Source organism: Sphingobacterium sp. UBA6317 (assembly GCF_002440385.1).
Lineage (GTDB): Bacteria > Bacteroidota > Bacteroidia > Sphingobacteriales > Sphingobacteriaceae > Sphingobacterium > Sphingobacterium multivorum.
The window spans coordinates 6,760-27,023 of record NZ_DJTD01000026.1; the positions used below are offsets into that span (position 1 = coordinate 6,760).

Consider the following 20,264-nt stretch of genomic DNA (forward strand, 5'->3'; position numbering starts at 1 on the left):
TTTTTATATGCAATATAATTGCAATTATATTGCATATAAAAAGCAATTTATCTAAGTTTGAATATATTTTCAATTTTTGATCCTCATGAGCACTCCAATCGTATCGACTACACAGTTATCATTTCAGTATCCTAATTCAAGGCCAATTGAATTTCCAGATATTCACATCGAGAAAGGTCAGCATACGCTGTTATTAGGGGATTCGGGTTCTGGAAAAACAACGTTACTTAATATATTAGGAGGTTTGTCACGACCAGAGACAGGTCTGGTCAAAATAAATAACCAAGACCTATCCTTATTATCAGACAGCAAATTGGATCAGTTTCGTGCGCAATATATCGGATTTATATTCCAAGAAGCCCACCTCCTAAGGAATTTAACACTTTTGGAAAACATCAAGTTGGCACAGTCTTTAGCAGGGAAAAGAATAGACCTTAATGCAATACATTTCATATTGACGCAACTGCAATTAGATCAAAAAAGTGATGCCTACCCGAACGAATTGAGTCGCGGCCAATTACAACGTGCTGCTATTGCACGCAGCATCATCAATAAACCAGCTCTACTTATTGCTGACGAGCCAACTGCCGCTCTAGACGACAACAATACCTACAGGGTATTAGAACTGTTATTATCGATAGCTGACACTGCAGGATCGACTTTATTGATAACAACACACGACAAGAGAATAAAAGATCAGTTCTCCAAAATGTACCTTTTAAAATAATTGTTTTACTTTAATTTACGCGTCACCCTTAGTTTTTAGAATTTGTTATGAACACGATACAATTGGTTTGGAAAAATTTAAGTAGGCAGTTTGGCTCGGTCTTTCTAAGCATTCTGTTAACGGCGTTTGGAATTTCCATCCTTGCCGTGCTTTCAATTACCGGCGAAACTTTTGAAAAGCAGCTTGACAATAACAGTAAAAATATTGATTTAGTTGTTGGAGCCAAGGGAAGCCCCCTTCAATTGATCTTATCAAGTATTTATCATATTGACAATCCAACCGGCAATATCCCACTGGACGAACTGGAACCATTACGCCAAAATCCCCTTGTTCAGCTTGCAGTGCCCCTATCTTTAGGTGACAATTTCAAAGGCCATCGCATTGTTGGAACAGATTCATTTTTCTTAGCGATTTATGAAACAGCAATAACTGAAGGCCGTATCTGGCAAAATAACTTTGAAGTAGTCATTGGTGATCAAGTTGCAAAAAAACAACAGCTCAAAATTGGCGATCAGATCCATAGTTCACATGGCTTGAGCAAAGATGGACATCATCATGACGAACATCCGTTTACCATTGTTGGTATTCTAAAACATAACAATAACGTTACCGATAACTTAATACTGACCAACTTAGAAAGTGTTTGGGATGTACATGGCATTGCACATAAACATGAGCATCAAGAATCTGCAGTAGAGAAAGAATTACGCGAACGCCAAGAAGACCGGGAGGAAACCCTCAAAGCACATCTACACCATCATGGTGAAGATATAGCAGAAAATTCATCTGCTCCAGCCAAAACGAGCGAAAAAGGACATCAGGAGCAGGAAGACCATCATGAGCACGCAGAGGAAGGCATGTTTGTGAAGTCAATAGGTGCCGACATGGTAAAGCAGAATGGACTGGAAATAACCGCCATTCTACTAAAATATCAATCCCCTGCAGCGATCGGAATTTTGCCAAAATTGATTGATCAGCAAACAGACATGCAGACCGCATCTCCCGCCATGGAAAGCACTCGTCTATTCTCGTTATTAGGCGTAGGGATAGATTCTTTATCGATACTCGCTTATGTAATTATGTTTATTGCAGGTTTAAGCGTCTTTATTAATTTATATAACGCATTAAAGCAACGTAAATACGACCTTGCCATCATGCGTACGCTTGGAGCCTCCAAAGGAAAACTCTTTGCCATTGTGCTTCTTGAAGGACTAATCATTACGATTCTTGGTGGGTTAATTGGGCTTATAATGGCACATCTAGCGCTTTACTATATCAGTAATCAGACAAGTCAAAGCGCCGATTTTATAGAGGCCTTTACACTTCATCCGAAAGAACTCGTTTTCTTGTTTGTTGCTTGTCTAATAGGTATCTTCGCAGCACTTATTCCGGCGATCAAGGCCTACAGGACAAGTATTTCTGGAACACTATCAAATAAATAAGTTTAACTAAGATTACACAACGACAAAAGATCGCAATAAGAAGAGCAGCTTATCCTTTAGGCAGGAAAACGGAAAATACATTCGAACAGCTTCTCGATACATAACACTCGATACATAACAATAGCATAACACATGAAAAAAACGCTGACAGTATTACTATTTATAATATTTTGTACAATACAATCACAGGCTCAAATAGGCAGTAATCCGGATGTTCCGGACCATACGCCTATGATGAACAAAACATGGGAAGCGATTGATAAGATGGCTTATAAAGTAACTTATAATGGGGCAAAGAAAGTATATACTCCATTCTATCCAAAAGAACTTAAAGCCCTAGAAAATAAAATAGTTGAATTACCGGGCTACATGGTTCCTCTTCATAGTGGTCGTAACCATAAAAACTTTATGATGTCTGTATTACCCGTGATGCAGTGCCAATTCTGTGGATCGAATGGAATTCCACCCATGGTTGAAGTAACATTAAAAGGTAGCGCGATAAAATTTTCCGAAGATCCAATTAAATTAAAAGGGAAGATGATCTTTACCAAAGATCCACTTAAGGGAAATGCTGAGATCCAGATTGTAGATGCGGAACCAATAAAATAAACTAGCGTCCATTTGAACGATCAAATTGGCTTTGCAAATTATTCTTCAGAGCCAATTTGCCAAACCAACGCAGCGGCTTATTTTATCTATTCAGCAGCGATGCTTCCATACATGCGGCTAAAGCGGCCGTTTCGGTCCTTAAGCGCGCTTCTCCCAAAGAAATTGGATGAAATCCCATTTGTAGTGCCAAATCAATTTCCTCCTCAGAGAAATCTCCTTCTGGACCAATGAGGATAATATAATGTTGCGAAGGCTCCAAAACCTGGTTTAAATACTTTTTTTCAGCATCAACACAATGTGCAATTGCTTTTTGAACACCTTCTGTTGGAATATCTCTCAAAAATTGTTTTAACGATACAGCTGGATTAAGTTTGGGAAGATAGGCTTTCAATGATTGTTTCATGGCTGCAACAACCACCTTGTTCAGACGATCTAATTTTACCTCTTTTCGCTCAGAATGCTCACAGATAACTGGAGTTATTTCCTGAATGCCAACCTCAGTTGCCTTCTCTAAAAACCATTCTATACGATCAATATTCTTCGTTGGAGCAACAGCGATATGTAGATGATACCTCGGCTGCTGAAAGTCTTCCTTGACATTTAAAATAGTAAGAACGGTACGTTTGGGATGAGGGTCAATAATTTGAGCTTCGTATAAACCACCACGACCATCGATGAGATGTAAATGATCGCCAGTATTCATACGAAGCACGCGAATAGCATGTTTACTTTCTTCCTCACTAAGGATAAAATTTTCTAACGAAGGATTTAAATCCGGTGTAAAAAATAACTGCATTTATCAGCGTTATTAGGTTATTCTTCTGTATCATCATCGGCCGATTCGACCAATTCCAATTTGACAAACTCAATATTCTGTTGGGCTTTCCGGATAATAGTGAATACGTAGCCATATTCTTCTTTCCGCTCGCCTACTTCGGGAATTTTATCAAAAATCTCACTCACCAAACCCGACATGGTATCGTAATCTTGACTCTCTGGCAATTCTATAGGGAGAAACTCATTCACATCGTGAATACTAGCTCCCGCATCGATCATATACTCCGTTTCAGAAATTCGTTCAACAACTGGAGTTTCCTCATCATATTCGTCCTGAATCTCACCGACCAGCTCCTCAACAATATCCTCCAGGGTAACCATACCTGCTGTCCCACCAAATTCATCCAGTACAATCGCCAACTGTAGACGCTTTTGCTGAAATTCAGCCATGAGATCATTAATCTTCTTCGTTTCAGGAATGAAATAAGGCTTGCGCATGATATTTTTCATGACAACTTCCTTTCCTTTAGCTAAGAGGGGAAGAATATCCTTTGTATGTACAATACCAACGATTTGATCAATGTTATCTTCATAAATCGGAAGACGGGAATAGCCCTCTTCAGTCATTGTTTCAATTAGCTCAGAGGCATCAGCGCTAACTTCAACAGCGACAATTTTGGTACGGGGTACCATGATATTCTTAACGATACGTTCGTTAAAATCAAATACATTTTTAATCAATTCGTGCTCGGAAATATCCAAAGCACCAGACTCCTTACCTTTATCCAACAGGTACTGTAATTCCTCAGAAGAGTGCGCAGATTCACCTTTAGTGACTTCAAATCCCAAAATTTTCAATAGAAAATTAGCGAAACCATTTAAAATCCAAATAAATGGTCTAAAGATAAAGTAGAAAAATTGCAGTGGAACCGCAATTTTCATGGTTGTTGCTACGGGTTTTTGAATCGCAATTGATTTAGGAGCGAGCTCTCCAAATACAATGTGTAACACAGTAATAATTGTAAAAGCCAATATATGTCCTGCATTCGTCGCGATTGTACCTGTCAATTCAACACCGAAAAAACCGAGAACCCCCTGCACAATTTGGGTCATTACAGCCTCTCCTACCCAGCCTAAGGCGAGTGAAGAAAGTGTAATACCCAATTGTGTAGCGGCCAAATAACCATCCAAATGCTCCGTTATACTTTTGGCTATTGTAGCAACTTTGCTACCTGTTTTTGCCTGAACTTCAATTTGGGAGACTCGGACCTTGACAATAGCAAACTCTGCCGCGACAAAAAAGCCGTTAGCCAATACTAAAAACAATGTCCAAAATATATCGAGCGCCATGCTTGGGGTTATTTGTTAACAAATTCTTTTTTGTACAACTCGATAGCCTCGATCAAGATTCTTTGCGCTTCTTCACGTCCCTTTACACCCTCAACAATGACATGTTTCTTTTCGAGTGCTTTATAACTCTCAAAGAATTGTACAATCTCCTTCATCGTATGCGGAGGCAATTGATCAATATCTTTAATGTAATTAAAAACAGGATCATTTTTGGCGACCGCAATAATCTTATCATCTTGTTCTCCACCATCAACCATATTCATCACACCAATAACCTGTGCTTCAACCAATGTCAAAGGTAAAATATCCACTGAGCAAATAACCAAAATATCCAAAGGATCTTTGTCATCGCAATAAGTTTGTGGTATAAAACCATAATTAGCAGGATAAACGACAGATGAACTCATTACTCTGTCCAAAAGCAACAAACCAGTTTCTTTGTCTAATTCATACTTTCCTTTGGATCCGTTTGTAATCTCAATGATAGCATTTACGGCATTTGGAACATTCTCACCTGGAGAAACCATGTGCCAAGGGTTTTGTTTACTCATTTTTTAATTTACTGTATATTTTGTTTGTTTCTTTTATCTTTAATACGCTTTTTTAATAACGTTATTGCAATCGGCAAAAATGCGATCACAATCATACCAACGACAACATATTCTACATAATGTAAAATCCAAGGGAACTCTATACCGAGGAAATATCCAGAAAGGGTCAACACAAGTACCCAAATAGCAGCCCCTGCAACATTGTACAGAACGAATTTCTTAAAATCTAATTTTACAACACCGGCAAAGATAGGTGCAAAAGTACGAACTATTGGAACAAATCTTCCTATAATTAAAGCTGTTCCACCATATTTATGGTAAAACTCTTCCGCCATGACCACATACTTTCGCTTAAAGATGAAGCTATCTTTTCGCTTAAATAACATTGGTCCGGCTCGATAACCAAACCAATACCCTGTAAAATTCCCTAATACTCCCGCAACAAACAAGCCTAAACAAAGCGTGTATATATTAACGTCAATTTTATTTAGTGCACAAAATAATCCTGCAAGAAATAATAAATAATCACCAGGTAGAAAAAATCCAAAAAATAGACCTGTCTCAGCAAATACAATTAAGATAACCAGATAAAATCCACCAGAGCTCAATAACTCTTCTGGATTTAATAATTGTTGAAATGACAACAAAAGTTCATGCATAACCTTTAGTAAAAATCAATGTTGCGTTCCTTTTTTAGAACAAATCCTACGCTTCTCCTTGTACAAATTTTAAACAGCAAAGTACAAATATAGCATTCTTCTAAAAAACGAACGTAAATCAAGTGTAATATAATCTTTTCTAGTTATTGATTTTGAGCAGTTATACCGACAATAGACTCGCGAATAGTAGTCGCAATTTCATGAAGTTCGTCGTTAGACAAGCTCAATTTAGGTCCAGCAAAATTTAAATCACTAATTTTATTAATAGGTACCAGATGTATATGTGCATGAGCTACCTCCAAGCCAACTACTGCTACACCGACTTTTACACAAGGAATCACTTTTTTAATACCTTGAGCAACAATTTTAGCAAATACCCAAAGTGCCATATATTCATCATCCGCTATATCAAAAATATAATCTGTTTCTTTCTTAGGGATCACCAGAACGTGTCCCTTAGCCAATGGGCTGATATCCAAAAAAGCCAGAAAATCATTACTTTCTGCAACTTTGTAAGCTGGAATCTCCCCAGCAACGATTTTTGAAAAAATTGTCGACATATTATTCTAATCTTGGAATAAATCTTTTAAACAGTGATTAGCAAACAACAGACTTTAAAATGCAAAGCCTTCGGTATGTTAACAATTAAAAATTTAACTGTAGATTTTATCACACCCTGTTTTTCTACTGTCAACAAATATAAACAAAAAAGGTCGCGATTACTATATCACGACCTTCTTAATATAAAGTTAATTTGTGGATGTGCGGTTATGGCATACCGCACATAACCGACATATATTATCTTGAAATCTCTACGATTTCGAATTCAATTTTCCCTGCTGGCACTTCAATAACAGCTGTATCACCTTTTGATTTACCCAATAAACCTTGGGCAATAGGAGACTTAACAGAGATCTTACCAGACTTCAAATCCGCTTCTGACTCCGCAACCAATTGATAAGTCATTTCAGCACCATTCTTCTTGTTCTTGATCTTAACAATCGATAACGCCAAAACTTTAGATGTATCCAATTTGGACTCATCAATTAAACGGGCTGTCGCAAGTGTGTTCTCCAAATTGGCAATTTTAGCCTCATGAAGCCCCTGAGCTTCTTTAGCAGCATCATATTCTGCATTTTCTGACAAATCCCCTTTGTCTCTTGCCTCTGCAATAGCATTGGCAATTTTAGATCTTCCTTCCGTCTTCAGATAAGCCAATTCTTCTTTAAGCTTACGCAATCCTTCTTCCGTAAAATAAGTTACTTCTGCCATAATTTTATCTTTTTTCTTATTTTCTACATTTTAAAAAAGAAACAAGACCATATTACCCTCGTCGGGAAACATGGTCTTGCTTCGAATCTATACGAAGATAATAATTGTTTTCAACAAAACAAATTCTTACCTGTTAAATATAATTAAATCTCTTCCTCATCAACAAATTTATATCCCAGCCCCCTTACGGTCTGTAGATAATGCGGCTTATCAGGGTTTGTTTCTATCTTTTTTCTTAAACGAACCACATGCATATCCAAGGTCCGTGTGTTGACGTTTGAGCTATATCCCCAGACAACTTCCATTAACTCTTCGCGCGTAATCTCTCGACCTAAGTTTTGAAGAAAATGAAGTAAAATTCGGTTCTCCAAGATAGTCAACTCAACTTTTCTTCCGTCACGTATTAAGGAATGGATGTTGGGATGATGTTCCGTCTGACCAAATTTATAAACTTCGGGACTGTTTTTAGGCAAGAAAAATTTCACCTTATTATCGATCATAGCAATAAGCACATCCATATTGAACGGCTTGCTGATGTAATCAGTCACACCAAAGCTATAGGCTTCAATTTTGTCTACATCTTGAGATTTAGCTGTCATCATGATAATGATATTCTCAAAGCCGGCTTTACGGACATCTTCACAGATCTCGTTGCCCTCTTTTCCTGGAAGCATCCAATCCAGCAAAACCACATCGGGCCTCTTTTCCAAAATCAAACCCTCCGCTTCATTCCCATTTCCGCTTTGAATGACCTGATAGCCTTCGGATTCCAATCGATGTTTTACCAAGAAACGTAGGTTCTCATCATCTTCAATAACAGCAACTGTGATGTCTTTATTCATATTTAAATTTATTTTTAAACCGGAAATACCAAGGTAAAGGTGGTCCCTTGTCCCAACTGACTTTTTACTGTAATATCACCGCCTATAAATTCAGTAATCTCCTTACAGAAAGCCAATCCCAAACCGATACTTCCTTGCTGATTATATTGACTTTTTATTCTATAAAACTTTTTGAAGATGTTGTTAAACTCAGCCTTCTCAATCCCTATTCCTTCATCTTTAAAAGTGATAACAAAATTCTTCTTGTTTTGTTGTATCGCAATATCCAAGATTTTATGCCCCGCTTTCGAATATTTATAGGCATTATCAATCATATTTTGAAACACGCTACTCAATAGTACCGGATCTGCAAGCATTGATGTCCTTACATCAATTTTTGTGCTAATCTTGAAATCCGAGTATTTTATTCTTGACGAAGCTACTAGATTTTCGGTAAATTCCTCCAAATCAACTTCTTCTTTATTTAATTTTATGGTTTTATTTTCTATCTGACTAAACGACAATAGCTTATTCATCAGGTTATTTAATCGGTCTGCCTCCTGATCCAATATATTTCCATACATTTTCCGTTCTTCATCAGAGAGTACCTGCGCACTCTTAATATTATTTCCAGCAATTTTTATAACGCTCACAGGCGTCTTAAACTCATGCGTAAGATTATTGATGAAATCGTACTGCAATTTAAAAAGTCTTCCGTTAATTTCTAAATTTCTATAAATTAAATATAGTATTGCAATTAAAATAATATAAATCAGGGATACACCGCCCAATACCGGCCAAAAACTGCGGTTTATCTCTTTTGATAGAAAACTCTTACTCGATCTAAAAAGAAGTTTATAGTCAGCTAAGGCTCCTGGTAAAGGCATCTCAGTAGAAATCTCGTCATTTTCTGGCGTGATCGGGGCACCCACCAACGGAACTATTTCTACTTTCTCATAAAGATTTGAATAGCTATTTTTTACTTCCAGATACATTGGATCGATCTGAAAATTGAACATGTCCTGTTCATATCCCACAGTATGATCCAAATTACCTTCCATGATGGACTTATAGACAATTAAGTCATTGACCCTCGGAATATTCAAGTAGGTAATCTGTCCGGGTCTTATCGTATAAAAAACCTTCAGAATATCCTTATCAGAAAGCTTGGCATTCGGTTGCAATTTATCGATATAAGTTGCCAGCTTGACGCCAATATTATTAATTTCCTCAGAATGCAGGCCCATCTGCCCACGGTCTCGAATCGTATTCTTATTCAGCCCGGATCGGGAAACGGTAAAAATGGTTATGGTCTTCGGTTGAATTCTAAGATTATTAACAATAAAACCATAGTTCAAGTTATGATCATTATTAAATTGCAAATCAAAAAAACCGATTTCCCGAACAAAAGGATATGAACTTAATATACTATACGCATATTTCCCCGCCTGCACTGAATCCAAAAAGCCCTGATAAAAAGAAACTTCAGGAATTCTATTTTGAAAAAAATCGTTGAAAGGGATTAAGGTTTGATCAAATATTTCTGATTTCCGGTTAGTGAATTCATTTTTTATATGCGATTCTGTATAATTACGGGAAAGAAAAAGGGCAAAAATGTACAGACCACTAATCACGATGAAAAACATCAACAATAGGCCGTAGTTTTTTCGATAGCTATATTTCTCTGCTTTCATAGTCTCCCCGCCTTTAGTCTACAAGATATTTCGCCAAAAATCGCTCCAGCTCATTATAGTAACCAAAGACATTCTCATCCCGTTTAAAAGTTCTATCTTCATCCTCTTTCAGGATGTATTGCACAGGAACATTATTATTCTTTAATTTCTGCACAAATTGATTTGCGTCCGGAACCGAACTAAATCGATCTTTCCCCCCTTGGACTAATAACACCGGTATCTTTACTTTATCCGAATGAAATACAGGTGAAATATTTTTGAATAGTTCTGCCTCCCGAATCGGATTTCCAACGATTTGATACATTTTCTGCACATAAGATTTAAAGTATGGCGGAATATCCCTAAAGTAAGTGAATAGATTGGTATAACCGGAATAAGACACGGCGCACTTATATAGATCAGAATTAAAACAGGCTGCATGTAGCGCAGAATAGCCCCCAAAACCTTTCCCTACAATAGCGACACGCTCCCGATCAGCAATTCCTTCTTTAATCAGCCATTTCACCCCATCGGTAATATCATCCTGAATCTTCCCGCCCCATTCTTTAAATCCCGCCGTCCAAAACTTCTTGCCAAAACCTGTTGAACCTCTATAGTTCATCTGAAAAACTAAATATCCCCGATTTGCCAAGAATTGGGCCTCATTGTCAAATCCCCATACTTCCCGCCCATTTGGCCCATCATGAGGCAATACAACCATTGGAAGATCTTTGCGATTGGAATGTATAGGGTAAGTCAGATAGCCTGAAATCTGAATACCATCGCGTGCTGTATAGGTGATATACTCATTGGGCGATAGCTCTTTGTCTTTTAGATCGGAATTATTATCTGTTAGCTTTGTTAATTTTTGCGTCGAAAAGTCATAAAAATAAATACCCCCTGGATTTACGTCCGTATAGGTTTTGATAATTACTTTGTCACCCGAAATGTCGGTATTTAGCACCTGAAATTCAAATCCATCGATCTGTTTGGACAACTGATCATATTTCTTTTTGGTAGCTTCATCAAAAAAATGCCTATTTTGTCTAGAGGTACTGTAATTTACGAACAATAGCTTATTTTGTTCCGTAAAATACCCTCCAGGACTCACATCAACATCTTTATGGCTGTAAAGTTCCCCTAACTCCTTCTGGTTTGCCAAATCATAGCTAACCAATGCCAGTTTATCCCGGTCTATATTGGATAAGGCATAAATGATCGCATCAGAACTATCTTGATAACCCAAAGGTGTAAAACTGCTTTCCACATCACAGCGTATAATCTCTTTAAAAGGTTCTTTCTCGGAACTCCGATAGAGCACAGACTGCTGTACGGAATCATTGGCTACCGCCAATCTTACCTGCCCATCATTGGACACAACCCAAGAACTCATATTTCCCGGATTCTGTAAAACCAATTCCCGTGGTCTCCCATCTAAATAGATGCGGTAAAGGTCAAAAAATGAAGAATCACGATCGTTGATTCCCGCAATAAAACTATCGCTTCCGGTCACCAGGGCATGAACCCACCGAAATCGTCCCCGAACCGGTTTAATTAATGGCCAAATTTTCTCTGTATTGATATCCACAGCATATAAACGTAAACTATCCTGTGTGGATTGCTCTGTCAAAAACGAAATTTTTGAATCATTATTCCAAGCAAAAGATTTTACATTAATATCATTTTGATACGTAAGCTGCTTGGAACTATCCTGATGAACCAAATCTATTAAATAGATATTTTTGCAATGATTGTCTAGGCCAATGTAAGCTATAAATCGACCATTTGGGGAAATCTTAAAATTTGATTTTTCAGGTGTAGAAAAAAATTGATTTATTGGAATACGATCAACGCTATGTCGTTGACACCCCAACATGATCATGGCAGAAAAAAACAAACCTATCCAAAATTTCATCCTCATAATCCCAGTTACATCCTTATCATTTATTCCAAATATTGCAATTAAATACGAAATTGCATTAAATGCAACCTTATTTTTACAAGATATAGTAATTAAATGTAATATTCAAACTTATCTCCCTTCTGCTCTTTAGATTCTTTTTTATAGCAGAAAAATAGCGTATTTTTGTGTATGTTTTTATACAACGTCTCCGTTATCGCAGAAGAAACAATCCATCAAGAGGTCGTTTCATGGATTCAGGATAATATCGTGCAATCCCAAAAATTTCAAGTGCATTTTCTGGAAATGCTCCAGTCGCCGCATGAAGGTATGACCTATTGCATCCAAGTCATACTTCCTACAGAAGAGCTTGTAGCAGATTTTCAGCAAGTGCATCTCATTCCATTACAACAACTCATTTCAGAAGTATATAAAGACAAGGTTTTCCTTTTTGACAGTACCATGAAGTATCTAAAAAAATAAAAGAGCCCTTTAGCGCTCTTTTATTTTTTTAGATCATTAATACCGTTACTATCTTTGGTAAGGTTCTTATTATACGTTTCACCTATCTCTGCTGCCAATTCATAACGTGGATCATAACTGATTTTTGGCGTTAAAAAATGAAGTAAAATCAAACGGGCATATCTGAAATTAAAAGGAGCAAAGACCAAAATGGTTACAGCTAGACCAATCAGATAAAGCCACGGAGACTCGCTTCCAGTCAAAATTGCGATAGCAACAGATACAGTAACAATCTCAGCGACAGACAAAGCATAACTCACATACATCGCAGCGTAGAAGTAACCTGGCTCAACCTCATACTTGACGCCACAATATGGGCAAGTATCATTCATATGCTGCTTGTGTAAACTGTAGACCTTTCCTACAAATACATTACCAATATGACACTTTGGGCATTTGGAGTGTATCATTGCATGGAATTTGGATGTGGGCATTAAGAATCTATTTTATTTCGTTTATAAATTTCTTTGTTACAGTACTCTTCTTACGGTACTTCTTATACCATAAATAACCAAGGCCTGCCGCGGCAAGATAAGGTATTACCAACAGAAACAAGATACCGTCATTCAGACCTCTTCCTTGCATATTCCCTTCCTTCGTAGAATTCTCAGCGTTCAATGTACACATCGCACACTGTCCGTAAGAAACAGATACAGCCGAGCAGCTTAAGGTAAATATTAGGAGTAAATATTTAAACCATTTCATAACACAAAGGTACTGAAATTTTAGTGATTAGCGTGCCAAAGATTCAAATTTATCCCAAAAGCCATCTTTAGGCAGTGAAGCTATCACTTCCATCTTATCCTTTTTAATTGGATGTGTAAAGACCAATGAACGCGAATGTAAACAGATACTGCCCAAAGAACTACCTCTTGGGTATCCATACTTATTATCGCCAACAATAGGACAGCCCATCGCTGCAAGTTGCGCACGAATTTGATGTGTACGACCTGTTAAAGGTTCTATTCGCAGCAAATAGAATCCATTCAACTCACCCACCAAGGTATAATCCAACTCAGCATAACTTCCACCTTTCACCTCCCGTGGAAAAGCCTTTGTTACGCGCGTTTGTCTATTTCTAACCAACCAATTGATCAGTTTCCCCTCCGTTTTTCGCGGACGTTGTCTGACGATTGCCAAATAGGTCTTTTTCACATGTCTATCCTGAAAAAATTTATTCATTCGCTCTAGCGCCTTGCTTGTTTTGGCGAACAAAATCATACCACTAACAGGTCTATCTAATCGATGAATAACACCAACAAAGGCATCATTTGGCTTATCATATTTCTTTTTCAAATATACTTTCACCATATCCTCTAAAGATAGGTCTCCTGTTTCATCCACCTGCACAATATCCCCGGCTTTCTTATTTATAGCGATGAGATGATTGTCTTCGTAGATGACGTCTTTATCTGTAATTTCAGTATGATTCATTTTTTCAAATTAAAAGGGGGTATCCAAATGCTATACAGAGCTAAATGTCTGTTGAATTGGAGCCCATATTGACGCTATTATTTATTAAAAAAGGCTCTACGCAAGCGTACAGCCTTTCATTATGTTCTTTTTAATCCACTTATTTCGTCGTGTCCGCTTTAAGCAACTCAGCTTTTTTAGCATCCTCTTTCATCTTCTTTTTAAAGAAACCACGTAATAAGAAATTATGTTGCAACGCTTCCATATTTTCATCCAATTTCGCGGTACTCGAATTCAAGTTATTGATTGCCGATTTAATCTGATTTGCTGATGCTGGATCATTCAACAAAACGCCCACCGCATTATCTTTATCATTCAAGCGGCCAGATGCATTATTCAAATTGTTTATCAATGCATTTGCTGTCTGGGAAACTCCTTGCAACTGCGCTGCAGACTGACGCAGATTAGAGAATATAGCGGTATCGGTCGTTAAATCATGAATCAAGCCCTTATTGCTATTTAAAGAGTTTGTCAAGGTGACCAAATTAGCAGAAGCTTTGTTTGCATTATTCATTGCAGCACTGATCGATAATAACGTCGCACGCAATGTATTTACCATGGACGTATCGGTCAACATCGCGCCAACCATTCCTTTTCCATCCGCCAATCCACGTGATATTTCTACAAAGTCAGTGGTAATCTTTGCTAAGTTTTCATTATTTACCTGCAATGTTTCCATCATCGCTTCCATGTCCGCAGTCTTCGCCGAACGCAAGAAATCACCTGTCTCCACAGTGGGCGCGTTTTGCGACCCTCCAGAAATCACTACGATCTTGTTACCGATCAAACCATCCGAGCCCAATTTTGTTACGGCATCTTTACGAATATACTCAGCAGATTTCTCCTCAATGGTCAATACCACCTCAACATCCTGCACGCTTTTAAAATGTATATTCTTAATGATCCCGACCTTAACCCCAGAAAACCAGACATTACTCCCCACCTTCAATCCAGCGACATCGGGAAATGAAGTCGTAATTTCAATATTTCTAGTAAATTTCTTTTGCTGGCTACCCAAAATAAAAATACCCGCTAAAAGAATCAATACGCCTAAAAAAACAAAAATACCGACAATGATTGCTCTTTTATTTTCTGCCTTACTCATGTATATTATAGAATAAAATTATAATTATAAAACGCTCTTACTCGTGCGTCATCTGTATCAAAAATTTCTTCAAAAGACCCCTGTCTTTCAAACTTACCATCCAACAACATCACAATCCGGTCTCCCACTTCTTTCGCACAAGCCAAATCGTGCGTGATAATAATTGATGCTGTTTTATACCTCTCCTGAACCTCGTTAATCAATCCATTAATCTCCAAACAAGTAATCGGATCGAGCCCTGCTGTTGGCTCATCGTACATCATGATTTCAGGTCTAAGAATCAGGGTACGCGCAATACCAATTCTCTTCCGCTGTCCACCAGACAACTCTGAAGGCATCTGATTGATCGCTTGCGAAAGCCCTACACCATCCAACACCTCTTCTACAGCTTGATTGATCTCCGAACGTGTTAAGTTGCGTTTATTTCGAACCAATGGAAATTCCAAATTTTCGCGCACAGTCATACTGTCATAAAGTGCGCTATTCTGAAAAGAAAACCCTATTTTCAAACGTAATTCACGCAATTCACGATCATTTAATTCAAGAACTGACTCTCCCAAAACATTGATCGTCCCCTCATCCGGTCTTAATAAGCCCGAAATCAATTTGATCAATACGGATTTCCCTGTTCCAGAACGCCCAAGCACAACGAGATTTTCTTCTTTATATAAATCCAGATTGACACCACGTAGGACGTGATTATCACCGAAAGATTTACTAACATCCCTAATTTCAATGACCGGCTTCGAATGGTCGATGGTTGACTTAATCTTTTCCATAGCTCACTATCCAAAGAACGATAAAACTTGAACAATAATTATTTCCTCAATAAAGACAAGGAACATCGAAGCTACAACGGCCGCATTCGCTGCCTTACCAACACCTTCAGTTCCCTTTGAAGAAAAATAACCACAATAACAACTTACAGCTCCAATGGTAAAACCAAATATAACTGCCCGCAACACCATAGCGCCTAAATCCTTAAATGCTATCGTTTCAAATACTTGCGTAAAAAAACTCAAAAAACTTAAGTCATCTTTACTCATCATACTTAGGTAACCACCTAAAAGGCCTATACCTGCCACATAAAAACACAGAACTGGAATTCCGATAGTTGTAGCTAATATTCTACTTACAATAAGAAACTTATATGGATTAGTCCCCGAAACTTCCATCGCATCGATTTGCTCCGTGACATTCATCGAACTTAGTTCTGCCCCAATTTGCGAGCCCACTTTACCCGAAGCTATTAAAGCCGTCACCAATGGTGCTAATGCACGAACAATAGCGATCGAAATAAGCGAAGGTAACATCGAAGTCGCTCCAAATTCCTCCAAAGAAGGACGTGACTGTTTTGTAAAAACAAATCCAACAATAAATCCCGTTAAACTGATCAAAGGCAACGATTTATAGCCTATTTCATAGCACTGACGGACAATCTCTTTAAATTCATAGGGTGGAGTTACCAATTCACGCCAAAACCGTAGCAAAAAACGGTGAATGTTTGCAAATTCTAGAAAAAAAGTCTGAAGTTTTTTAGCCATTTAAATGATGTCTATTTCAAATTAATGTGTTTTAAAACACGTCTTATGCTGAACAAACACGTAGCAATTCGAGCGGTAAAGGTAAATAAAAATATGTATCTAAAATTGTCGTTTATGTAAAAAGATCATCAATTTGACTTTTATATATAAAAAATCAGATTTCTAATGTACCGATTAAACCATTTTATACGTTATGCTGTCATAATAACAAAGACAATAGCATAGAGTTTGTCACACTTTTAAATATTACAGAAATGAAAAATTTAGGCAACATAAAATATTGGGTACTTGGTTTTATCGGTATCGCTTCTTGTTCAAGTTGCGCTACTTCAATGGCCCAACGGGGTGGATATAATAATGGTTATAACAATACTGGTTATAACAATTATAACAATGATGGAGTTTCGTTCCAGCTTTTCTATGATCAGCTTTCACCTTATGGACAATGGGTTAATGATCCCAATTATGGCTATGTTTGGATCCCGGACGTTGGTCCGAACTTCCAGCCTTATGCAACCAATGGTTATTGGACAATGACTGACTATGGAAATACCTGGGTATCCAATTATGACTGGGGTTGGGCCCCTTTCCACTATGGTCGCTGGAACTACAATGACCGTTATGGCTGGGGATGGGTTCCTGACTATGAATGGGGACCAGCATGGGTAAATTGGCGTCAAAGTAATGACTACTACGGTTGGGCTCCTCTGGGCCCAGGCATGAATATTAATGTATCCGTTAATATTCCAATGAACTTTTGGACATTTGTGGGAGTCAATCACTTTATGCGGCGAGACATGGATAGATATTATGTTAATCGAAGAAATTGCAATAATATCTATAACAGAACCACCATTATCAACAATACCACGGTAATTAACAACAACTATTATGTTGGCGGTCCGCGAAGATCCGATATTGAACGTTCGACAGGAAGAAGCGTAACAGTGAATAGAATCGCAAGTGTCGATAGACCTGGGTCTGTACGCAGTAGCAGCAACCGCAGTAATGAAATCAGTATGTACCGTCCGAATGTAGACCGTAATACAAGATCCTCTGCACGCCCCACGAATGTCGTAGATGCTTCTACCCGAACACGAAATAACAATAGTGAGATTTCAGATCGAACCAATCGTGTCATAACCAACAGAGATAACATCGACTCGAGATCAGGAAATCGTGAGTTATATATTGACAACAGTGGAAATGCTTCTGTAAGGTCTCGTAATGATGCCAACAGCGGTGGTTCGAGCCGTAGTTCAATTAATAATACTCGAACCAGAGACAATGGTACTATAAATAGAAATACGAATGGTACACAACCTAATTCGAATAACTATGATTTTAGAACGCGATCAAGTCGCCAGTCGGATGCTTCAAACAATAACAACCCTACATCTACCACTAGGGACAGGCAAAATCGCTCCGTTGACAATAATGGTGTAGCCAACGGCAGAAGTACAGACTACAATAGAAACACAGATTATAATTCACGCTCACGGTCTAGTGCGAACGGTTCCGATCAGGCTGTGCCGCCAAGAGTTGCGCAACCTACGACAACGCCGCAACGAAATGGAAATTATGATGGCAACAGAACTCGTTCGAGCCAACCTGTGTCGCAACCTGTAGCACAACCAACTCAAAATCGGAGCTACGAAAACACAAGAAGTAGATCAAATACAGACAATTCATCCTCAGTATCTCGATCAAGGTCTTCAGAAAGCTCAGGCGAACGCAGTTCTGGACGTTCTTCACAAGGATCAGAAAGATCTAGAACAAGATAATGACAGCCGAATAAAATAATAATTCACATTTGGCGGGTAAAATGAAAAATTTTACCCGCCTTTTATATGCATGTCTTTTTATATTTATCATGAACAATCCATACATTTTCACGTTAATTAGTAAATTTACCGCTTCAAACAAAAAACAGATCGATAAAGATGGCTTCATTTACCTCTATATTAGATAATGACTTTTACAAATTCACCATGCAGCATGCCGTGGTCAAGTTGTTTCCAAAGGCCAAGGCACGTTATCATTTTATTAATCGGGGACATCATAAATTTCCCGATGGTTTTGATGTACTCCTGAGGGAGGCCGTCCATGAGATGGCTAATTTGAAGTTAACAAAAGCAGAAAAGGCTTTCTTTGCCAAGACATGTCCTTATATAGACCCAACCTATTTTGATTTTCTTCAAGGTTATCGCTACGATCCCGAGGAAATCAAAATATTTCAGGATGGCCCCGACCTTGAAGTCATTATCGAAGGGTATTGGTACCGTACTATTCTTTGGGAAGTCCCATTAATGTCGCTTATCTGTGAACTTTTTTATGAATCCCAAGGTCTACAACGTGCCTCGGATGCAGCTGTGATCGCCACCGCCAAAGATAAAATCGAAAAATATAAAAAACTCAATATCACAATTGCTGATTTTGGCACGCGCAGACGTCATTCTTATGAAGTCCACGATTTGGTCGTTCGCACACTGAAGCAATACGGCGAAAAAACATTTATAGGCACCAGCAATGTACATTTAGCAATGAAATATGAAACGAAACCAATCGGCACACATGCCCATGAATGGTTTATGTTCCACGCTGCCAAATACGGATATAAAATGGCGAATCTCCTTGGCCTTGAACATTGGTCTGATGTCTACCGGGGTGACCTCGGAATAGCACTATCGGACACCTATACGACGGAAGTCTTCTTTCAGCAGTTTGACAAAAAATTAACCAAATTATTTGATGGAGTCCGACACGACAGTGGAGATCCACTTGAATTTACAGATAAGGTCATCGCACATTATAAGAAGAATGGAATCGATCCCCTCTCCAAAACAATTATATTCTCGGATGGACTGGACTATGAGAAAGTCGAAAGAATCGCGAGCTACTGTGAGGGAAAAATCTTACATTCCTTTGGCGTTGGCACCAATTTCACCAATGATGTCGGTCTTAAACCCATGAATATCGTCATTAAGATGACCGACGCTTTGCCAGAAGATGATCAATGGACCCCGGTCATCAAACTATCTGACGAACCCATGAAACATACGGGAGATGAAGACTCCATATATATAGCAAAAAAAGTACTAATGATTGATGATGACAATGCATAGAGACGTATACGGTGAAGCTTTAGATGATTATTTCGTACATCAAGAAGAAAAATTTCCTTTAGTACTCCACACGAGTTATGGCGACCGAGACGAAATGCCGGTCGAGATTTTCTTTCGTGAACCTGATGATTTCCCTGAACTGGAATTTATTGGTCTATCCTTATGTGATGGACGTGTACTGGATGTTGGAGCTGGAGTTGGCAGCCATAGCCTTTATCTACAAGAAAAAGGTTTTGAAGTAGATGCACTGGAACTCTCGCAGACCGCCTGCCATATTATGCAACAACGCGGGGTACAACATATTATCTGCGAAGATTTCTATAAATTCGAAGGCCAAAAATACGATACACTTTTGCTTTTGATGAACGGAATAGGCCTTGCTGGCGACGTAGATGGCTTTCGAAAACTATTACAGCATAGCAAAGAATTATTGACTGAAAATGGCCAACTGATTTTTGACTCTTCAGACATCAGTTATCTGTACAAAGATTATAACATCAAAAAACCAGCGCATTATTTTGGGGAAATTCAATATCAATACGAATACAAAGGCAAAAAAGGAAACCTGTTCAAATGGCTCTACTTAGATCAGGATTTGTTGATTAAAATTTCGCACGAAATGGGCTGGGTTGTCCAAATTTTGTATGAAGATGAGAATGATCAATACCTCGTCCGCATGGAACTAAAAAAATGAGGCTGTCTCAAAAAGGCAGT

At 38.2% G+C, this 20,264-nt stretch carries 22 protein-coding genes; 7 read left to right on the plus strand and 15 right to left on the minus strand.

Annotated elements, in window-relative coordinates:
• The first annotated feature begins 85 nt into the window (after positions 1-85).
• The 3 genes from B3E92_RS07610 to B3E92_RS07620 all read left to right on the plus strand — a co-directional run bounded on the left by B3E92_RS07610 (position 86) and on the right by B3E92_RS07620 (position 2,778).
• A complete protein-coding gene (locus B3E92_RS07610; RefSeq protein ID WP_286896018.1) occupies positions 86-727 on the plus strand; it encodes an ABC transporter ATP-binding protein in 642 nt (213 codons plus the stop codon).
• 47 nt (positions 728-774) lie between these two features.
• Positions 775-2,169, plus strand: a complete 1,395-nt coding sequence (locus tag B3E92_RS07615; RefSeq protein WP_286896019.1) for an ABC transporter permease — start codon at positions 775-777, stop codon at positions 2,167-2,169.
• Positions 2,170-2,400: 231 nt separating this feature from the next.
• Positions 2,401-2,778 (plus strand): hypothetical protein, encoded by a 378-nt coding sequence (locus tag B3E92_RS07620; protein WP_286769285.1) that lies wholly within the window; start codon positions 2,401-2,403, stop codon positions 2,776-2,778.
• A gap of 82 nt (positions 2,779-2,860) precedes the next feature.
• Here B3E92_RS07620 and B3E92_RS07625 read toward each other — a convergent pair whose 3' ends face one another.
• From B3E92_RS07625 to B3E92_RS07665, 9 genes are all read right to left on the minus strand, one after another.
• The gene (locus B3E92_RS07625; RefSeq protein WP_286896021.1) at positions 2,861-3,574 is read right to left on the minus strand and encodes a 16S rRNA (uracil(1498)-N(3))-methyltransferase; all 714 of its coding nucleotides are present in this window, start codon (positions 3,572-3,574) and stop codon (positions 2,861-2,863) included.
• A gap of 17 nt (positions 3,575-3,591) precedes the next feature.
• Positions 3,592-4,905: a hemolysin family protein gene (locus B3E92_RS07630; RefSeq protein ID WP_286896022.1), complete on the minus strand. Its 1,314-nt coding sequence runs from the start codon at positions 4,903-4,905 to the stop codon at positions 3,592-3,594.
• A gap of 8 nt (positions 4,906-4,913) precedes the next feature.
• Positions 4,914-5,456, minus strand: coding sequence for an inorganic diphosphatase (locus tag B3E92_RS07635; protein ID WP_115047605.1), 543 nt, complete (start codon positions 5,454-5,456; stop codon positions 4,914-4,916).
• 8 nt (positions 5,457-5,464) lie between these two features.
• On the minus strand, positions 5,465-6,115 hold the full coding sequence (locus B3E92_RS07640) for a DedA family protein (protein ID WP_115047603.1): 651 nt from the start codon (positions 6,113-6,115) through the stop codon (positions 5,465-5,467).
• A 143-nt stretch (positions 6,116-6,258) separates the two neighbouring features.
• On the minus strand, positions 6,259-6,675 hold the full coding sequence (locus tag B3E92_RS07645) for an HIT family protein (protein ID WP_046674212.1): 417 nt from the start codon (positions 6,673-6,675) through the stop codon (positions 6,259-6,261).
• Positions 6,676-6,913: 238 nt separating this feature from the next.
• Positions 6,914-7,387, minus strand: a complete 474-nt coding sequence (greA, locus tag B3E92_RS07650; protein ID WP_046674213.1) for a transcription elongation factor GreA — start codon at positions 7,385-7,387, stop codon at positions 6,914-6,916.
• 143 nt (positions 7,388-7,530) lie between these two features.
• Positions 7,531-8,229 (minus strand): response regulator transcription factor, encoded by a 699-nt coding sequence (locus tag B3E92_RS07655; protein WP_286752901.1) that lies wholly within the window; start codon positions 8,227-8,229, stop codon positions 7,531-7,533.
• Positions 8,230-8,243: 14 nt separating this feature from the next.
• On the minus strand, positions 8,244-9,902 hold the full coding sequence (locus B3E92_RS07660) for a sensor histidine kinase (RefSeq protein ID WP_286752902.1): 1,659 nt from the start codon (positions 9,900-9,902) through the stop codon (positions 8,244-8,246).
• Between the two features lie 13 nt (positions 9,903-9,915).
• Entirely contained in the window at positions 9,916-11,511 is a 1,596-nt protein-coding gene (locus B3E92_RS07665; protein WP_286896025.1) for an alpha/beta hydrolase family protein, read from the minus strand.
• A gap of 462 nt (positions 11,512-11,973) precedes the next feature.
• Between B3E92_RS07665 and B3E92_RS07670 the strand changes: the two genes are divergently transcribed.
• A complete protein-coding gene (locus B3E92_RS07670) occupies positions 11,974-12,264 on the plus strand; it encodes a DUF4286 family protein (protein WP_286752904.1) in 291 nt (96 codons plus the stop codon).
• Between the two features lie 20 nt (positions 12,265-12,284).
• On the opposite strand, the gene B3E92_RS07675 is transcribed toward B3E92_RS07670, so the two are convergent.
• From B3E92_RS07675 to B3E92_RS07700, 6 genes are all read right to left on the minus strand, one after another.
• Positions 12,285-12,635, minus strand: coding sequence for a DUF983 domain-containing protein (locus tag B3E92_RS07675; RefSeq protein WP_312524548.1), 351 nt, complete (start codon positions 12,633-12,635; stop codon positions 12,285-12,287).
• A 109-nt stretch (positions 12,636-12,744) separates the two neighbouring features.
• A complete protein-coding gene (locus tag B3E92_RS07680; protein WP_286896026.1) occupies positions 12,745-13,008 on the minus strand; it encodes a hypothetical protein in 264 nt (87 codons plus the stop codon).
• 27 nt (positions 13,009-13,035) lie between these two features.
• Positions 13,036-13,737, minus strand: a complete 702-nt coding sequence (locus B3E92_RS07685) for an RluA family pseudouridine synthase (protein WP_286769288.1) — start codon at positions 13,735-13,737, stop codon at positions 13,036-13,038.
• Between the two features lie 139 nt (positions 13,738-13,876).
• The gene (locus B3E92_RS07690) at positions 13,877-14,881 is read right to left on the minus strand and encodes an MlaD family protein (RefSeq protein ID WP_046674220.1); all 1,005 of its coding nucleotides are present in this window, start codon (positions 14,879-14,881) and stop codon (positions 13,877-13,879) included.
• Positions 14,882-14,886: 5 nt separating this feature from the next.
• A complete protein-coding gene (locus B3E92_RS07695) occupies positions 14,887-15,660 on the minus strand; it encodes an ABC transporter ATP-binding protein (RefSeq protein WP_046674221.1) in 774 nt (257 codons plus the stop codon).
• 6 nt (positions 15,661-15,666) lie between these two features.
• A complete protein-coding gene (locus B3E92_RS07700) occupies positions 15,667-16,425 on the minus strand; it encodes an MlaE family ABC transporter permease (RefSeq protein ID WP_046674222.1) in 759 nt (252 codons plus the stop codon).
• A 254-nt stretch (positions 16,426-16,679) separates the two neighbouring features.
• Here B3E92_RS07700 and B3E92_RS07705 point away from each other — a divergent pair, with 254 nt between their 5' ends.
• From B3E92_RS07705 to B3E92_RS07715, 3 genes are all read left to right on the plus strand, one after another.
• Positions 16,680-18,209: a DUF6600 domain-containing protein gene (locus B3E92_RS07705; RefSeq protein ID WP_286896028.1), complete on the plus strand. Its 1,530-nt coding sequence runs from the start codon at positions 16,680-16,682 to the stop codon at positions 18,207-18,209.
• A 159-nt stretch (positions 18,210-18,368) separates the two neighbouring features.
• Positions 18,369-19,550, plus strand: a complete 1,182-nt coding sequence (gene pncB, locus B3E92_RS07710) for a nicotinate phosphoribosyltransferase (protein ID WP_070567330.1) — start codon at positions 18,369-18,371, stop codon at positions 19,548-19,550.
• Positions 19,543-20,244, plus strand: a complete 702-nt coding sequence (locus B3E92_RS07715; protein WP_046674368.1) for a class I SAM-dependent methyltransferase — start codon at positions 19,543-19,545, stop codon at positions 20,242-20,244. Before pncB ends, B3E92_RS07715 begins: the two co-directional genes overlap by 8 nt.
• Positions 20,245-20,264 lie beyond the last annotated feature (20 nt).

Bases quoted from the DNA above. Each gene is read 5' to 3' on its own strand.
- B3E92_RS07610 (WP_286896018.1), top strand. From the start codon at position 86: ATGAGCACTCCAATCGTATCGACTACACAGTTATCATTTCAGTATCCT.
- B3E92_RS07615 (WP_286896019.1), top strand. From the start codon at position 775: ATGAACACGATACAATTGGTTTGGAAAAATTTAAGTAGGCAGTTTGGC.
- B3E92_RS07620 (WP_286769285.1), top strand. From the start codon at position 2,401: ATGATGAACAAAACATGGGAAGCGATTGATAAGATGGCTTATAAAGTA.
- B3E92_RS07625 (WP_286896021.1), bottom strand. From the start codon at position 3,574: ATGCAGTTATTTTTTACACCGGATTTAAATCCTTCGTTAGAAAATTTT.
- B3E92_RS07630 (WP_286896022.1), bottom strand. From the start codon at position 4,905: ATGGCGCTCGATATATTTTGGACATTGTTTTTAGTATTGGCTAACGGC.
- B3E92_RS07635 (WP_115047605.1), bottom strand. From the start codon at position 5,456: ATGAGTAAACAAAACCCTTGGCACATGGTTTCTCCAGGTGAGAATGTT.
- B3E92_RS07640 (WP_115047603.1), bottom strand. From the start codon at position 6,115: ATGCATGAACTTTTGTTGTCATTTCAACAATTATTAAATCCAGAAGAG.
- B3E92_RS07645 (WP_046674212.1), bottom strand. From the start codon at position 6,675: ATGTCGACAATTTTTTCAAAAATCGTTGCTGGGGAGATTCCAGCTTAC.
- greA (WP_046674213.1), bottom strand. From the start codon at position 7,387: ATGGCAGAAGTAACTTATTTTACGGAAGAAGGATTGCGTAAGCTTAAA.
- B3E92_RS07655 (WP_286752901.1), bottom strand. From the start codon at position 8,229: ATGAATAAAGACATCACAGTTGCTGTTATTGAAGATGATGAGAACCTA.
- B3E92_RS07660 (WP_286752902.1), bottom strand. From the start codon at position 9,902: ATGAAAGCAGAGAAATATAGCTATCGAAAAAACTACGGCCTATTGTTG.
- B3E92_RS07670 (WP_286752904.1), top strand. From the start codon at position 11,974: ATGTTTTTATACAACGTCTCCGTTATCGCAGAAGAAACAATCCATCAA.
- B3E92_RS07675 (WP_312524548.1), bottom strand. From the start codon at position 12,635: ATGAATGATACTTGCCCATATTGTGGCGTCAAGTATGAGGTTGAGCCA.
- B3E92_RS07680 (WP_286896026.1), bottom strand. From the start codon at position 13,008: ATGAAATGGTTTAAATATTTACTCCTAATATTTACCTTAAGCTGCTCG.
- B3E92_RS07685 (WP_286769288.1), bottom strand. From the start codon at position 13,737: ATGAATCATACTGAAATTACAGATAAAGACGTCATCTACGAAGACAAT.
- B3E92_RS07690 (WP_046674220.1), bottom strand. From the start codon at position 14,881: ATGAGTAAGGCAGAAAATAAAAGAGCAATCATTGTCGGTATTTTTGTT.
- B3E92_RS07695 (WP_046674221.1), bottom strand. From the start codon at position 15,660: ATGGAAAAGATTAAGTCAACCATCGACCATTCGAAGCCGGTCATTGAA.
- B3E92_RS07700 (WP_046674222.1), bottom strand. From the start codon at position 16,425: ATGGCTAAAAAACTTCAGACTTTTTTTCTAGAATTTGCAAACATTCAC.
- B3E92_RS07705 (WP_286896028.1), top strand. From the start codon at position 16,680: ATGAAAAATTTAGGCAACATAAAATATTGGGTACTTGGTTTTATCGGT.
- pncB (WP_070567330.1), top strand. From the start codon at position 18,369: ATGGCTTCATTTACCTCTATATTAGATAATGACTTTTACAAATTCACC.
- B3E92_RS07715 (WP_046674368.1), top strand. From the start codon at position 19,543: ATGCATAGAGACGTATACGGTGAAGCTTTAGATGATTATTTCGTACAT.